We start from the raw sequence: 14,841 nt of genomic DNA, 5'->3' as shown, positions 1-14,841 counted from the left end.
CCGGGCAGCACCCCCTGGTTTCACCGGACCTCCCCATGCGACCGGAACTCGCGGTGTGCTCAGGGAAGTTGGACAGGGGGTGCCGCCAACAGGTGCCGCCAACAGGTGCCGCTATGATCCGCGTGGGAGTTCAATCGTTCGAGAACGTGGTGAATTTGCTCCGCGCGACGCCTTTGCTCGGCTTGCGGCCCTTGTGTCACAGATGCGCTGCAAGAGTCAATTGCCCTGGGACTGCCGGGTGATGATGAGGTGCAGCATGTGAGTGGTTTGTCAGGCAAGTTGATAGGGGCCCGCTGGTGGATGACGCGGTCGAGTTGGCGGACATGATCTGGCAGCTTCGCCAGGAGTTGAGCAAGGCGATGTGGGCCGGTGAGCACACCGACCTCCGTTTCAAGGCGGAGAAGCTCGAGCTGGAACTGACCGTGGGGGTGGAGCGGACCACCGAGCCCGGGGTGAAGGTGCGTTTCTGGGTGTTCGACGCCGGCGCCACGGCGCGGCGGTCGGCCATGACCACTCAGCGGATCACGTTGACGCTGCAGCCGGTACGCGCGGACAGCCCGGACGAAGTGGCGCTGATCTCGGGCGACGAGCTGGCCGACGAGGACTGACCGGATCATGACGGAAACGCAGCCGACCCCGGACCAGGTGACACAGCCGGTCCCGGGCCAGGCGGGGAAGCCGGTGACGGCCCGGCCGGTCGACGTCGGACTGGACGCGCACCGCATCGCCGAGATCATCGTCGTCACCACTGCCGGTGCCGGGCGGCGCGGTTCGGGGTACCGGGTCACCCACACCGCGGTGCTGACGGCGGCCCATGTGGTGGCCGACGCCGTCGGCGTGCAGGTACGTTTCGACGCAGACCGGCCGGGCCAGTGGATGGTGCCGGCGACGGTGTCCTGGTCGGACGCCGACACCGATGTGGCCGTCCTGGCCTTCGCGCCGCCGGCGGGTTCCGCGGCCGTCGCGCCCGCGCGGTTCGGCCGTATCGCCGACGACCGTCACGCCGTCGTCGACGTGCATGCCGCGGGGTTCCCGCTGTGGAAGCAGCGCCGCCGCCCCGACGGCCGACGGTTCCGTGAACTGCACCAGGCCGACGGCACCGTGGCGGCCCTGTCCAATCTGAGAACCGGCACCCTGGAGATCACCGTGGCGGCGGCGGCCGCCGACCCGGATCCGCACACGTCGCCATGGTCGGGAATGTCGGGGTCGGCGGTATGGGTGGGCACCCACATCGTCGGGGTGGTCGCGGAACACCACCGCTGGGAAGGCATGGCCCGGCTGACCGCGGCCCGTATCGACCACATCCTGCGCCGGGTCGACGAACCGCGCCGGGTGGAGCTGGCCGGGTTGTTGGGGATGCCGGGCCTTGAGCCGCTGCCCGAGGTGGGAGGCGAGCCGGGCCCGACGGCCCATGCCATGAGTGTGAACTCGGGGGACCTCCACGGAGGTTCCAAGGTCATCGGGCTGCCGGTGGCTCATGGGCTCGAACTGTTCAAGGACCGCGCTCATGAGCGCGAAATGATCGGCCGCCACCTCGCCGATCCGGCCATCCGCATGGTGACGGTCACGGGACGGCGCGGCATGGGCAAGAGCGCGGTCGCCGCCAAGGTCATGGCCATGCTGGAGGAAGGCGAGTGGCCGGGCCACCTCCAGGCGCCACCGCCTTCGGGGCTGGTCAATCTGAGTACCCGTACGTCGGGGATCTCCCTGGAGCGCATCTACTTCGACTGCGCCCACCTGCTCGGTCCCGAACAAGAAGCGCGGCTGCAGGGCGTCTGGGCCACGAATCGATCCATCCACGACAAGCTCGGCGAGCTGTTCGCCGCGATGGGGGACCGGCTCTTCGTCATCCTGGTCGACAACTTCGAAGATCTCCTGCAGGACGACGGCGGGCTCGAAGACGAGGAACTCACGGTCTTTCTCGACTGCCTCTTCCGGGCGAGATCCACGCCGCGACTGCTGGTCACGTCGCAGGTGCCGCTACGGCTAGCGCCCGAGCTGCGCCGTTTCGCCGCAGAAGTCGAACTGTCCGAAGGGCTGCCGCCCGAGGAGGCCGTCGCGTTGCTGCGCGAACTCGACCAGGACGGCAGCCTGGGTCTCGCGCAGCTGTCCAACGAGCAGCTGCTGCAGGCGGCGGTCCGGGTCCACGGGGTCCCGCGCGCGCTGGAGCTGCTGGTGGGCGCGATGGCCGACGACACCCTGGTCCTGCCGACTCTCCAGGAAGTGCTGGAGAGCTTCACCCTGCGCGGCGACGTCGTCGCGGGCCTCGCCCAGGACCGGTACCGCCGGCTCGACCCCGACAGTCGCGCCGTCCTGAACGTCCTGGCAGTGCTGCGCACGCCCGTATCGAGGGAGGCGATCGAGTGGATCGTGGCCGGCCTCGACTCCGGTCTCGACGTCGCACCGATCCTGTCCCACCTGGTACGGGTGCGCATGGTGTCGGTCGACCGGGCCAGCCGCACCTTCGCGCTGCACCCGATGGACGCCGACCTCGCGTACGGCGCCATGCCACGGGACGGCGTGCTCGGGCGGCAGTCCGTGGAGCGGCGGGCCGCCGACTGGTACGCGAGTGTGGCGCCGCCCCGCTCGGACTGGCGGACCTTGGACGACATCCAGCCGTACCGGCGGGAGTTCAAGCACCGGGTGCGTGCTGGACAGTTCGATGAAGCCGCTTTGGTCCTTGGTGCGATCAGCGAATGGATGGTGTGGGAAGGCTCGGTGCTGAACGCTCTCTCGATGCATCTCATTTTGGAGGGAAAGTTGAGCGACGAACGAGCGCGTCTTACCCACCTGGCTGCGTTCGGGCACGCCCGGCTCAGTGGCGGCCCGATGTCCCACGCGGTCGAGCTGTTCACCGAGGCCGCCGACCTGGCCGAGCGTCTCGGCGACCGCCGCGCACTGCAGAACGCCGTGTTCGGCCTCGGCGACACCTACCGGCAGCTGGGCCGCCTCGACGCCGCGGTGGAGCCACTGGCCCGGGCCGCCGACCTGGCCCATGAGATCGGCGACTTCGAGAACGAAGTGCACTCGATCCTCAGTCTCAGTCTTGCCCACAGCACCCTGCGCGACGGGGAGAAGGCCCTGGCCGGTGCCGACCGCCTGACCGAACTCGCACGGACGTCAGGAGACATGCTCACCGAGGCCCGTTCGTGGAACGCCCGGACGACCGCGCTGCTGACTCTGGGTCGCTGGGAGGAGACGATCGCGGCCGGCGAGCAGGCCGCGCGTGCCTATCGCGACGCGGGCAGCCAAGAAGCGATCACGTACGCACTGAACGCTCAGGGTCTCGCCTTGATAGCGCTGGGGCGGGCGGCGGAAGCGGTGGCCAAACTGGAGGCGGCGCTCCACGAGGCTTCACTGATGGAGAATCCACGCGCCGAGGGACTCTGCCTCTACAACCGCGCCTGGGCGTACTGGACCGACGGCCAGTACGAGCAGTCGTCCCAGGCAGCCGAGCGAGCCGCGATGTCGCTGCAGATCGCCGGGGCGGCGGAAGCGGCGGCCGCGCAAGCGCTGGCCGAGGCCGCCCGCGCCCGGGCCGCGGACGACACCCAGGCGGCGGCCGACGCACTGATCCGGGCGGCCGACGGCGTCGGGCGCAACGTCGAGATGGTCAGCCCGGCATGGCTCACCGAGCACGCGCAGCGCTTGCGAGGCGAGGCCTGACGCAGGCGGCACCGACGGCCGCCACAGATCCGACGGCCGGCCCGGCCCCGACGCCCAGCCCTTCCCCGCCCGTCTCCGGTCGCCTCACCCCCTTGGTTATGCTGCACGAATGGACGGGGAGGCGATGAGCGAGGCGCAGGAGCACCAGGAGACTCCCGAGGCGGGGAAGCGGGCCGGGCACGGTCCGGCCGCGCGGGAGATCGATCAGCCCGCGCCCGTGGAGGGTGCCCTGGAGCGGGCGATCGCGGCACAGGTGCGCCGGTATCGTCAGGCCATCGGGCTGACCGTCGGTGACATGGCGACGCGCGCCGGGATCTCCAAGGCGATGCTGTCGAAGATCGAGAACGCCCAGACCTCCTGCAGCCTCACCACGCTCGCCCGGCTGGCCGCCGCCCTGGACGTGCCAGTCACGGCCCTGTTCCGGGGAGCGGACGCCAAGCGGGAGGCGGTGTTCACCAAGGCGGGGTCGGGTGCGCGCATCGTGCAGCGCGGGACCCGGGTCGGCCACGACTACACGCTCCTCGGCGCGCTGCGCGGACCGCACAAGCGGATGGAGGCCCACCTCGTCACGCTGACCGAGCAGAGCGAGGTGTTCCCGCTCTTCCAGCACCCCGGCACCGAACTCATCTTCATGCTCGAGGGCGAGATGGTGTACGGGCACAGCGACGCCAGCTACCGGATGGAGCCCGGGGATGCCCTCCAGTTGGACGGCGAGGGTGTGCATGGCCCGCAGGAGCTGGTGAAGCTGCCGATCCGCTTCCTCTCCGTGGTGGCGTACGGGGACATCGAGCCCTGACGCTCGCCAGGCGGCACAGCGTCAGATGGTGTGCCTGCGCTGTTCTATGGCTCCGGGCAACACGTTCTTTATCCAGCGCACGGCGTCCCGTAACACCGATCGTCCACTGTCTCTCAACATTGATTCTCTTCAGGAGACGGAAACGGTCTCCCGTCAGGAGACAGGACGGCAGGCGGCATCCGGCCGTCGCCCGATCTGGAGGACGACGACAGCATGGACGCAGCAAGTACCGCATGGATTCTCGCCGCCTTCACGGCGGTGAGCCTCATGGTGCCCGGCCTCGCGCTCTTCTACGGCGGCATGGTCGGCTCCAGGAGCACACTCAACATGATCATGATGGTGTTCGGCGCCGTCGCCGCCGGAGCCGTCGTCTGGACCCTGTACGGCTACTCCGCGGTCTTCGGTGACTCCTACGGCGGCCTCGGCCTCCTCGGTGACATCACCGAACACGCCGGCCTCTCGGACGTACTCAAGGGGGACAAGGAAGCGGCCATTCCCCCCGCCCTGTTCGCCGCGTTCCAGGCGCTGTTCGCGGCGCTCACGGTGGGGATCATCGCCGGTGCGCTCGTCGACCGCGTCCGCTTCGGCGCGTGGATCGTGTTCTCGGCCCTGTGGGTCACGCTCGTCTATCTGCCCATCGGGCACTGGGTGTTCTCGCTCAGTGCAGAGGACGGCTCGGTCGTGGGCGGGTGGATCCTCAACAAGCTCGGCGCCGTCGACTTCGCGGGCGGCACCGCCGTGCACATCAACTCCGGTGTCGCGGGGCTCGCCGCGGTACTGGCCCTCGGTGCCCGGCGCGGCTGGCCCCGGCAGCCGCGCCCGAACAGCATTCCCCTCACCGCGCTGGGCGCCGGCATCCTGTTCTTCGGCTGGTTCGGCTTCAACGGCGGCTCGGCGCTCGCGTCGGGCAACAGCGCGTCGGTGGTCGTCCTCACCACCATGAACGCGGCCTTCGCGGCCATGCTGGCCTGGCTCGGCGTCGAGCGGATCATGGACAAGCACGCCACCGCGCTGGGCGCGGCATCGGGCCTCGTCGCCGGTCTCGTGGCGATCACCCCGGCCTGCGGCGCCGTGTCCCCGATGGGCTCGCTCGCCGTCGGCGCGATCGCCGGCGCCCTCTGCCCGCTCGCCATCCGCCTCAAGTACAAGCTGGGATACGACGATTCGCTCGACGTCGTCGGCGTCCACCTGGTCGGCGGCATCGCCGGAACCCTGATGGTGGGCCTCTTCGCGACACCGGACGCGCCGAGCGGGGTGACCGGTCTGTTCTATGGCGGCGGCTTCCGGATGCTCGGCATCCAGACCGTGGCGGTGCTGGCGGTCCTCGCGTACTCCTTCGTCGTCACCTGGCTGCTGGTCAAGGCCATCGACAAGACGATGGGCATGCGGCTGGAGGCGGAAGCCGAGGAGAACGGCGTCGACGTGACCGTCCACGGCGAGGTGGCCTGGGACCTGGAGGGCGCCATGTACGGGCCCGCGCCCAAGCTCGCCGAGCGTAGCCGCGAGGTCGTGGAGTCCGCGGAGGCACTCGCGTCGGCCGCGGCCGAGCGCGGCAAGGGCTGAGGCCGGCGCGGCCCGGGACGCAACCTCACCCGGGTGCATCGTTTGCCTCGGCCCATCTGGCTACTCGACCCGGCCCCGGACCTCAACGGGGCCGGGTTCTCCGCTTGTTGAGGTTTTTGCGCATGGTGGCAGGTCCTAACGGCTCACCAACTGAACGATTTCTGTGCAGATGCGGCATTTACGGGTTATGGGAAGGGGGTCTGGCGGGATGGCGGCGGGCTCGGCAGGTGCGAGCCCGACAGTGGCGGCCACGTCGACTGGCGTCGCGCGGGCCTGTAACGCGCTTTTACGGTCGCGTAACCCGCAAGCTGTTTCCTCGTGTGATACTCAATTTCACGACAGGATACGAGCAAGGAGGCGAGGATGACCACGACCGAAGGCGCGATCCTGAAGGTGCAGGACGGTGCCGCCAACCTCCCGAGCATGAACGTCGAGGGCTCGAAGGCCTTCATCGGTGACGCGTTCGCCAACCCGGCCGGCGCGGTGATCTGTTCGGGCTTCTTCGAGCTGTTCCACTCCGAGCCGCTCGTCTACGAGTACACCTACGACGAGACTAAGTTCGTTGTCGAGGGGGAGTTCACCCTGACCGACATGGCGACCGGGCAGGTCGTCCATGCGGCCCAGGGCGACGTGCTGTTCTTCCCCAAGGGCACCACCGTCAAGTTCGAGACACCGGACCACGCCCTCGGCTTCTACGCCGGCCACCGTAGCTTCGCTCCCTGACATGGGCCTCCAGCACACGAGTGTCCCGCGCTGGCCGACGGAGGATCCGGGCGTGGACCGCACCGGCCAGGCGTATGCGGTGATGTCCTTCGGTCCGGATGCCGCGCCCGTCGCCGCGGGCTGGGAGAGCGAGCTGCGGTCCCTCGGACGGCCGGTGTGGTCGTGGCACGGCGAGGAGGCTGGCGACGGCTGCCTCGCCGAGCTCCGGGGGCAGGTCGAGTCCGCCACCGTGGGGTGGCGCCTGATGCTGGCAGGCCCGCAGTGCGACGTCCTGCGGGCCCATGCGGAAGCCCTCGCGGGCGGCGTCCTGGAGGCGGAGATCACCGTCCTCGTCACCGACGCGGCGCGGACGCGGGTGTGGTGCGCGCACTGCGGGGCCACGACGCTCGCGGACGCCGCCATCGGAGAGACCGCCGGCTGCTCGGGGTGCGGACGGTCCCTGTACGTCTACCACCACGTCTCCCGGCGGAGTGGCACTCATCTGGGGTTCCAGGTCGATGCGGAGGAGTTGCAGTGACCCTGAAGCTCGTCGTCCGCCGCAGCACCGAGATCGCCGAGGGCATCCGCGAGATCGCCCTCGCCCGCCCCGACGACGGACCGCTGCCCGCCCACCCTCCGGGCAGCCATGTCGTCGTCGACTGCGGCCCGCAGCGCAACGCCTACTCACTCACGAACTGCGGCATCGACCCGCACGAGTACACCGTCGCCGTCCTGCGCCGCCCAGCAGCCGAGGGCGCAGGCGGAGGCTCGGAGCAGATGCACCGCTTCAGGCCCGGTGACCGCGTCGTAGTGTCGTCGCCGCGCAGCGCGTTCGCCCCAGTGTCCACCGCCCGCCGACATCTGCTCATCGCAGGCGGCATCGGCATCACGCCCATGCTCAGCCATGCGCGCCACGCGGTGCGGTGGGGTACGGACGTACGGCTGCTGTACGTCCACCGGGCCGGTGCCGGAGCCTACGCCGGTGAGCTCGCCGAGCTGCTGGGTGAGCGTGCCCAACTAGCCTATCGCAAAGGCGAGTTCGATGTTCTCCTGCGGCAGGCGCTGGTCTCCCAGCCGATGGGCACCCATCTGTACGTCTGCGGTCCGCCGGCGCTGATGGACGAGGTGCTCGACCAGGCCGCCGCGGCCGGATGGCCCCCGCAGCGGCTTCACATGGAGCGGTTCACCCCGGCCGAGCTCGATCCGGGGCAGCCCTTCACGGCGCGGCTCGCCCGCTCGGGACTGCACGTGTCCGTACCGGCGGGCGCCACCTTGCTCGACGCGCTGGAACGGGCCGGGGTCATGGTGCCCCGCATGTGCCGGCAGGGAGTGTGCGGCGAATGCCGGGTTCCGGTGCTGGCGGGGCGGCCGCTGCACCGCGATGAGTATCTGTCCGACGACGAGCGGGCTGCGGGCGACAGCGTCATGTGCTGCGTGTCCCGCAGCGAGACCGAGACCCTGGAGGTGGACCTGTGACGACTGCGGCCGCACTGCCCCCTGCCGCGCTGCCCTCGCGGATCGCGGGCTTCCCGTTCCCGTTCCGCGCGGACACCTACCGGTACGCCACGAATGTCGAGCCCGCGCGGGTGCCGGTCGCCACCGAGGCCGGGAGCTGGGGCGGAGGCATCCTCGACATCGACGGCGAGTACGCGGCCGAGCTGGCCGAGCGGCAGCGGATACTCGCCGCCGATCCGACCCGGCTCACCGTTCTGCCGCACATGCGCCCCGCCTGCTGGGACGCGCTGCGCACCCTGCTGCGCGAGCTCGCCTCCCAGCATCCCGACGTGATCCAGCTGCGCAGGGACGGCGACGAACTCGTCTGGCGCAACGACCTGCTGGGCATCGAGCAGCGCTTCCGAGACGGCGACGATGACAGCCTGCCCGGCGGCCCGCTCGGGTTCCTCGGCAGCCAGATCCAGGACGACATCGTGCTGCTCGACCAGCGCGAGGGCTCTCTGTGGGCCGACGCGGGCCTGGTCACCTTCGCCGCCGACTGGTCGCTGCGCTTCGACGTCGGCATGCGGTTCCTCGAGGTGCACGGTCCCGTGCCGCGGGTCCACGAGGAGGGCGTCATCACGCGCGCCGAGCGCTTTCTGATGCGGCTGGAGCCCGGGCAGGAATACCGGCGTACGAACTGGAGCATGTCGGTGGACCGGCGTCTCGATCAGTCCACCGAGATCTATCCGGAGTGGGGCAGGGACCGACGGCTGATCGCCGAGGCGCCGGCGGAGGAGCTCGCGGAGCGACTGCACCTGCGCGTCGAGGTGCAGCACCTCATCCGGCTCGGGGCCTCAGGCGCAGTGCTCTTCCTGATCCGCACCTATCTGCTGTCGCTGGCCGAGCTGGCGCACGTGCCCGCCTGGCGGGTCCGGCTCGGCCGAGTCCTCTCCGAACTGCCCGACGACATGGCCGAGTACAAGGGCCTCACCCGGTTCCGCCGAGCCGCTGCGGACTGGCTGCTGACCGACTCCTGATCACCCTCTGCCTTAGTCCCGCCACTTCTCCTCTTGACCGCAGCCCGACCCGGAACCGGGAGTCCCCATGACCGTTGATGTCTCCACGCCACCAGCCGAAGCCGCTCGGGATGAGGCTCCCAAGGACCTCGCCACACTCGCCCGCGCCGACGGCGTGAAGTTCCTGCTGGCCCTCTTCGTCGATCTGACGGGCAAGCCGTGCGCCAAACTCGTCCCGGTCGAGGCCGCGGACGAGCTCCAATACGAGGGCGTCGGATTCGCCGGCTACGCGGCCGGGGCCATGGGCCAGCAGCCCAGCGACCCGGACCTCATCGCCCTCCCGGACCTCGCCTCGTACACCCCGCTCCCGTGGGTGCGCGAGGGCCTCGCGCTCGTCCACTGCGACCCGCACGTCGAGGGCAAGCCCTGGCCGTACGCGCCCCGCGTGATCCTCAAGACGCTGCTGGAGCGCGCCCGGACACAAGGGCTCGAGCTGTTCGCGGGCGCCGAGGTCGAGTACTTCCTCGTCTCGCGAGACGCCGACGGCCGGATCGCACCCGCGGACGCCAAGGACACCGGCGCCCAGCCGTGTTACGACGCGCGCGGCCTGACCCGGATGTACGAGCACCTCACCGCCGTCTCGACGGCGATGAACGCCCTCGGCTGGGCCAACTACGCCAACGACCACGAGGACGGCAACGGCCAGTTCGAGCAGAACTTCGCCTACGCGGACGCGCTGACGACCGCCGACCGCGTCATCACCGCCCGCTATCTCATCTCCGTGCTCGCCGAACAGCGCGGCATGACGGCCACGTTCATGCCGAAGCCGTTTACCGACCGCACCGGCAGCGGCATGCACCTGCACCTGTCGCTGTGGCGGGACGGTGCCGCGCTGTTCCCCGACGGCGCTGACGAGCGCGCGCTCGGGCTGTCGGAACTGGCGTACTCGTTCCTCGCGGGAATCCTCGAGCACGCACCCGGGCTGCAGTCCGTGCTGGCCCCGACCGTCAACTCGTACAAGCGCACCGGCGCGGTGTCGACCCGCTCGGGCGCCACCTGGTCGCCCCGGCACGCGAGCTACGGCGGCAACGACCGTACGCACTTCATACGCGTACCCGACGGCAACCGCATCGAGATGCGCGGCGGCGACGGCTCCGCCAACCCGTATCTGGCGCTGGCCGGCGCGCTGGCCGCTGGCCTCGACGGGATCGACCGCGGCCTGGACCCGGGCGCACCCGGAGCGGACGACGGCCTGAAGCGCCCCGAACTACCGCTGACCCTGCTCCACGCGGTCGACGCACTCAACGCCGACCCGGTGGTGGGCGGCGCGCTGGACGCCGCAGGACCCGGAGTCTGCGACTACTTCGCCGGGCTGAAACGCGAGGAGTTCTTCGCCTGGCACAACACGGTCGGCCCGTGGGAGGTCGACCGCTACCTCACCGCTTTCTGAACCGCTCTCTAACCCGGAAGTTCTAACCGCGAGTTCTCACCAGAAATGCTGCACGAACGCGAGAAAGGATGTGCCGATGTGCGGGATCGTCGGTCTTCATCTGCGTGACCCCGGACTGCATCCGCAGCTGGGCACCCTGCTGGAAGCCATGCTCGGCCAGATCGTCGAACGCGGCCCGGACTCGGCCGGTGTCGCCGTCTACGGCGACCGGCGCCGCTGTCCGGAGGGCCATGCCGCGGTGTCGGTCATCGGCACACTGCCGGACGAACTCCCCGGTCTGCCAGATGTGTTGGTGACCCAGGCGGGCGACACCACGATCGTGGCCGCGCCGGTCGCCCCCGACGTACTGGCGGCGGCCGTCCGCACGGCCGCACCGGACGCGCTGATCGTCGGTACCGGCACCGATCTGACCGTCTACAAGGGCACCGGCAACCCGCGCGAGCTCGCCGCCACCTACGGTCTGGCCGAAGCCCAGGGCTGGCAGGGCCTGGCCCACACCCGTATGGCCACCGAGTCGGCCGTCACACCGGAAGGCTGCCACCCCTTCTCCGTGGGCGACGACCAGTGCCTCGTACACAACGGGTCGTTCGCCAACCACGCCACCATCCGCCGCGAACTGGTCGCCGAGGGCGTGGAGTTCGACAGCGAGAACGACTCCGAGGTCGGCGCCCGCTTCGTCGCCGCGCGGCTGGCGCAGGGCGAGGACCTGGAGAAGGCGCTGCGGGCGCTGTGCGAGCGCTTCGACGGGTTCTACACGCTGCTCGTGACGAACGGCGACGGGTTCGCCGTCGTGCGCGACGCCATCGCCTGCAAGCCCGCGATCATCGCCGAGACCGACGCCTGGGTCGCGATGGCCTCGGAGTTCCGCGCCCTGGCCGTCCTGCCGGGCATCGACACCGCCCGTATCTACGAGCCCGAGCCGGAGAGGGTCTACGCATGGAGCCGCTGACCACACGTATCGACCTGGCGACCAGCCCCGTACGCGACCTCAACGCGAAGCTGCACACCGGCTCCGTCGAGACCTGCGAGGTGCTCAACCCACAGGGCAAGCACGCCCTCGCGGTCGGCCTGCGCCACCCGGTGACCGTCGACGTGCGCGGCCACGCCGGCTACTACTGCGCGGGCATGAACGACGGCGGCACGGTGACCGTGCACGGCAGTGCCGGTGTCGGCGTCGCCGAGAACATGATGTCCGGCACCGTCCGCGTGAAGGGCGACGCCTCCCAGTCGGCCGGTGCCACCGGGCGCGGCGGACTGCTCGTGATCGAGGGCAGCGCCTCCATGCGCTGCGGCATCTCGATGAAGGGCATCGACATCGTCGTGGGCGGCGACGTCGGACCGATGAGCGCGTTCATGGCGCAGGCGGGCCGGCTGGTGGTGTGCGGCGACGCGGGCGAGGCGCTCGGCGACTCCATCTACGAGGCCCGCCTGTACGTCCGCGGCACGGTTGCCTCACTCGGCGCCGACTGCGTCGAGAAGCCGATGCGCGACGAACACCGCGCCGAACTCGCCGAGCTGCTGGCCGCAGCCGGGCTCGACCACGACCCGGCCGAGTTCCGACGCTACGGCTCCGCCCGCACCCTGTACCACTTCGCGGCCGCCAACTCCGCCGCGTACTAAGGAGGACTTCCACCATGACCACCGAACATCTGCGGGAGTCCGCCACCTTCGACCGCGCCACCATCGCCGGCATCCAGCGCGCCGCCGAGACCGGCGTGTACGACATCCGCGGCTGGGGCGCCAAGCGGCCGCTCCCGCACTTCGACGACCTGCTGTTCCTCGGCGCGAGCATGTCCCGCTACCCGCTGGAGGGCTACCGCGAGAAGTGCGGCACAGACGTCGTGCTGGGCGACCGTCACGCCTCCTTCCCGCTGCACCTCGACATCCCCGTCACCATCGCGGGCATGAGCTTCGGAGCGCTCTCAGCGCAGGCCAAGGAGGCGCTGGGGCGCGGCGCGAGCGAGGTCGGCACCTCCACCACGACCGGCGACGGCGGTATGACCCCCGAGGAGCGCGGCCAGTCCAAGCACCTCGTCTACCAGTACCTCCCGTCGCGCTACGGCATGAACCTCGAAGACCTCCTCAAGGCCGACGCCATCGAGGTCGTGCTCGGCCAGGGCGCCAAGCCCGGCGGCGGAGGCATGCTCCTCGGCCAGAAGATCAGCGACCGCGTGGCCGGCATGCGCACCCTCCCACCCGGCATCGACCAGCGCAGCGCCTGCCGCCACCCCGACTGGACCGGCCCCGACGACCTCGCCATCAAGATCCTCGAACTGCGCGAGATCACCGACTGGGAGAAGCCGATCTACGTCAAGGTCGGCGCCACGCGGACGTACTACGACGTGAAGCTCGCCGTGGCCGCGGGCGCGGACGTCGTCGTGGTGGACGGCATGCAGGGCGGCACCGCCGCAACGCAGGACGTGTTCATCGAACACGTCGGCATCCCGACCCTCGCCGCGATCCCACAGGCCGTTCAGGCTCTTCAGGAACTGGGCCTGCACCGCAAGGTCCAACTGATCGTCTCTGGCGGCATCCGCACCGGCGCCGACGTGGCGAAAGCGATGGCGCTCGGCGCCGACGCCGTCGCGATCGGCACCGCCGCGCTCATCGCCCTCGGCGACAACCACCCGCGGTACGCGCAGGAGTACGAACAGCTCGGCTCCGCCGCCGGGTTCTACGACGACTTCCAGGACGGACGCGACCCTGCCGGGATCACCACGCAGGACCCCGAACTGGCCTCCCGCCTCGACCCGGTGGAGGGCGGCCGCCGCATCGCCAACTACCTGCGCGTCCTCACGATGGAGGCGCAGACCCTGGCCCGCGCCTGCGGCAAGGCGCACCTGCGCCACCTGGAGCCGGAGGACCTGGTGGCGCTGACGATCGAGGCGGCGGCGATGGCGCGCGTGCCGCTGGCCGGTACGTCCTGGATTCCGGGGGGTGGACTGTGAGTACATCCACTGCAGAGGTCGTCATCGTCGGCGGCGGTATCGAGGGAGCTGCCACGGCGTGGGCGCTGGCCCGACGCGGAGTCACCGACGTCGTGGTCTGCGAGCGCGACACCGTCGGCTCCGGCGGGACCGGCAAGTCCAGCGGCGTCGTGCGCTGCCACTACGGCGTACCCTCGCTGGCCGCCATGGCCTGGAAGGGCCTGCACCTCTTCGAGAACGCCGAGGACGTCCTGGGCGAGGACATCGGCTTCCACCAGACCGGTTACGTCGTCGGCGTCGGCGAGCAGAACGTCGACGCACTGGAGGCCAGCCTCAAGGCGCAGCGCGCCCTCGGCATCGAGACGGGGACGATCTCCCGCGACGAGGTGGCCGAACTGTGGCCCGTCGCCGAGCTGAGCGACTTCGCCGCGTTCGGCTGGGAGCCGCGGGGCGGATACGGGGACGCGTACCGGACGGCCCAGGCGTTCGCCGCGGCCGCCCGCCGGGACGGCGTGCGGATCCGGCAGGGGGCCGCGGTGGCGGAGGTGCTAGTCGGGGACGGCGGAGTACGCGGGGTCCGGCTGGCGGACGGCGAGGAGATCGCCACCCGCTCGGTGGTGGTCGCGGCTGGGCCGTGGTCGGTGGGGCTGCTGGCGCCGCTGGGCGTCGAGCTGCCGATCACCGTGCACCGGGAGCAGATCGTGCTCATATCGCCGGGTGCGGGTGCGGGTGCGGGTGCCAGTCCCGGTTTCGACGCCGCCAAGGTCCCCGTCTTCTCCGACCTGGTGTCGCTGCAGTACATCCGGGCCGAGACCGCCGGTGAACTCCTCTTCGGCAACAGCGATCTGAGCGAGATCGAACCCGCCGACCCCGACCGCTACGCCAACCATGCCGACCCGGACTTCCTCGAGGCCGCGGTCATGAAGATCGCGCATCGCCTGCCCGGCCTGCCCGACGCCTCGGTGGCCAGCACCTACGCGGGCTGCTACGACGTGACCCCGGACTTCAACCCGGTCATCAGTCCCACGGGCATCGACGGGCTGATCGTCGCCGCCGGTTTCAGCGGCCACGGCTTCAAGATCGCTCCGGCCGTGGGAGAACTGCTCGCGGACCTCGTCATCGACAGCCGCTCGAACAACCCAGCCGTCCCGGCGGACGACTTCCGTCTCAGCCGCTTCGCAGAAGGACGGCCGCTCGTCAGCCCTCATCCGTATGTCGGGGCGGGCGAGATGCGCTGAGCACGCCGAACGCCACGAACCGCCCTCTTGGACGCGGTGTCCCGGT

The 14,841-nt window shown here is 70.4% G+C and carries 13 protein-coding genes; all 13 read left to right on the top strand.

All coding sequences use genetic code 11. The features are described 5' to 3' along the window. The first annotated feature begins 296 nt into the window (after nt 1-296). The 13 genes from ABT009_RS38140 to ABT009_RS38080 all read left to right on the top strand — a co-directional run bounded on the left by ABT009_RS38140 (nt 297) and on the right by ABT009_RS38080 (nt 14,795). Nucleotides 297-608 carry a trypco2 family protein gene (locus tag ABT009_RS38140; protein ID WP_351305708.1) on the top strand — a complete coding sequence of 104 codons (312 nt, stop codon included), beginning with the start codon at nt 297-299 and terminating at the stop codon, nt 606-608. 7 nt (nt 609-615) lie between these two features. Beyond that, nucleotides 616-3,666 carry a trypsin-like peptidase domain-containing protein gene (locus ABT009_RS38135; RefSeq protein WP_351305707.1) on the top strand — a complete coding sequence of 1,017 codons (3,051 nt, stop codon included), beginning with the start codon at nt 616-618 and terminating at the stop codon, nt 3,664-3,666. A gap of 109 nt (nt 3,667-3,775) precedes the next feature. Next, nucleotides 3,776-4,462, top strand: a complete 687-nt coding sequence (locus ABT009_RS38130; protein ID WP_351305705.1) for a helix-turn-helix domain-containing protein — start codon at nt 3,776-3,778, stop codon at nt 4,460-4,462. Between the two features lie 213 nt (nt 4,463-4,675). Next, nucleotides 4,676-6,025, top strand: coding sequence for an ammonium transporter (locus ABT009_RS38125; RefSeq protein ID WP_351305703.1), 1,350 nt, complete (start codon nt 4,676-4,678; stop codon nt 6,023-6,025). A 363-nt stretch (nt 6,026-6,388) separates the two neighbouring features. Beyond that, nucleotides 6,389-6,748 carry a cupin domain-containing protein gene (locus ABT009_RS38120; RefSeq protein ID WP_351305701.1) on the top strand — a complete coding sequence of 120 codons (360 nt, stop codon included), beginning with the start codon at nt 6,389-6,391 and terminating at the stop codon, nt 6,746-6,748. 1 nt (nt 6,749) lies between these two features. Then, complete coding sequence (locus ABT009_RS38115; RefSeq protein WP_351305699.1) at nt 6,750-7,265, top strand: dimethylamine monooxygenase subunit DmmA family protein; 516 nt, start codon at nt 6,750-6,752, stop codon at nt 7,263-7,265. After that, nucleotides 7,262-8,203, top strand: coding sequence for a PDR/VanB family oxidoreductase (locus ABT009_RS38110; protein ID WP_351305697.1), 942 nt, complete (start codon nt 7,262-7,264; stop codon nt 8,201-8,203). Before ABT009_RS38115 ends, ABT009_RS38110 begins: the two co-directional genes overlap by 4 nt. Next, nucleotides 8,200-9,201: a heme-dependent oxidative N-demethylase family protein gene (locus tag ABT009_RS38105; protein ID WP_351305695.1), complete on the top strand. Its 1,002-nt coding sequence runs from the start codon at nt 8,200-8,202 to the stop codon at nt 9,199-9,201. Before ABT009_RS38110 ends, ABT009_RS38105 begins: the two co-directional genes overlap by 4 nt. A 67-nt stretch (nt 9,202-9,268) precedes the next feature. Continuing rightward, nucleotides 9,269-10,630, top strand: coding sequence for a type III glutamate--ammonia ligase (glnT, locus tag ABT009_RS38100; protein WP_351305693.1), 1,362 nt, complete (start codon nt 9,269-9,271; stop codon nt 10,628-10,630). Between the two features lie 76 nt (nt 10,631-10,706). Further along, nucleotides 10,707-11,579: a class II glutamine amidotransferase domain-containing protein gene (locus ABT009_RS38095; protein WP_351305691.1), complete on the top strand. Its 873-nt coding sequence runs from the start codon at nt 10,707-10,709 to the stop codon at nt 11,577-11,579. Continuing rightward, nucleotides 11,567-12,250: a GltB/FmdC/FwdC-like GXGXG domain-containing protein gene (locus ABT009_RS38090; protein ID WP_351305689.1), complete on the top strand. Its 684-nt coding sequence runs from the start codon at nt 11,567-11,569 to the stop codon at nt 12,248-12,250. Before ABT009_RS38095 ends, ABT009_RS38090 begins: the two co-directional genes overlap by 13 nt. A 14-nt stretch (nt 12,251-12,264) precedes the next feature. Next, nucleotides 12,265-13,578 (top strand): FMN-binding glutamate synthase family protein, encoded by a 1,314-nt coding sequence (locus tag ABT009_RS38085; protein WP_351305687.1) that lies wholly within the window; start codon nt 12,265-12,267, stop codon nt 13,576-13,578. Continuing rightward, on the top strand, nt 13,575-14,795 hold the full coding sequence (locus ABT009_RS38080) for an NAD(P)/FAD-dependent oxidoreductase (RefSeq protein WP_351305685.1): 1,221 nt from the start codon (nt 13,575-13,577) through the stop codon (nt 14,793-14,795). Before ABT009_RS38085 ends, ABT009_RS38080 begins: the two co-directional genes overlap by 4 nt. Nucleotides 14,796-14,841 lie beyond the last annotated feature (46 nt).

Source organism: Streptomyces sp. NPDC002896 (assembly GCF_040295225.1).
Lineage (GTDB): Bacteria > Actinomycetota > Actinomycetes > Streptomycetales > Streptomycetaceae > Streptomyces.
Note: the sequence above shows the minus strand (reverse complement) of the source record. Positions and strands in the feature narration are given on the sequence as shown.

Coding starts and splice junctions, on each gene's coding strand:
- ABT009_RS38125 (WP_351305703.1), top strand. CDS start 4,676: ATGGACGCAGCAAGTACCGCATGGATTCTCGCCGCCTTCACGGCGGTG.
- ABT009_RS38135 (WP_351305707.1), top strand. CDS start 616: ATGACGGAAACGCAGCCGACCCCGGACCAGGTGACACAGCCGGTCCCG.
- ABT009_RS38090 (WP_351305689.1), top strand. CDS start 11,567: ATGGAGCCGCTGACCACACGTATCGACCTGGCGACCAGCCCCGTACGC.
- ABT009_RS38120 (WP_351305701.1), top strand. CDS start 6,389: ATGACCACGACCGAAGGCGCGATCCTGAAGGTGCAGGACGGTGCCGCC.
- ABT009_RS38095 (WP_351305691.1), top strand. CDS start 10,707: ATGTGCGGGATCGTCGGTCTTCATCTGCGTGACCCCGGACTGCATCCG.
- ABT009_RS38130 (WP_351305705.1), top strand. CDS start 3,776: ATGGACGGGGAGGCGATGAGCGAGGCGCAGGAGCACCAGGAGACTCCC.
- glnT (WP_351305693.1), top strand. CDS start 9,269: ATGACCGTTGATGTCTCCACGCCACCAGCCGAAGCCGCTCGGGATGAG.
- ABT009_RS38085 (WP_351305687.1), top strand. CDS start 12,265: ATGACCACCGAACATCTGCGGGAGTCCGCCACCTTCGACCGCGCCACC.
- ABT009_RS38115 (WP_351305699.1), top strand. CDS start 6,750: ATGGGCCTCCAGCACACGAGTGTCCCGCGCTGGCCGACGGAGGATCCG.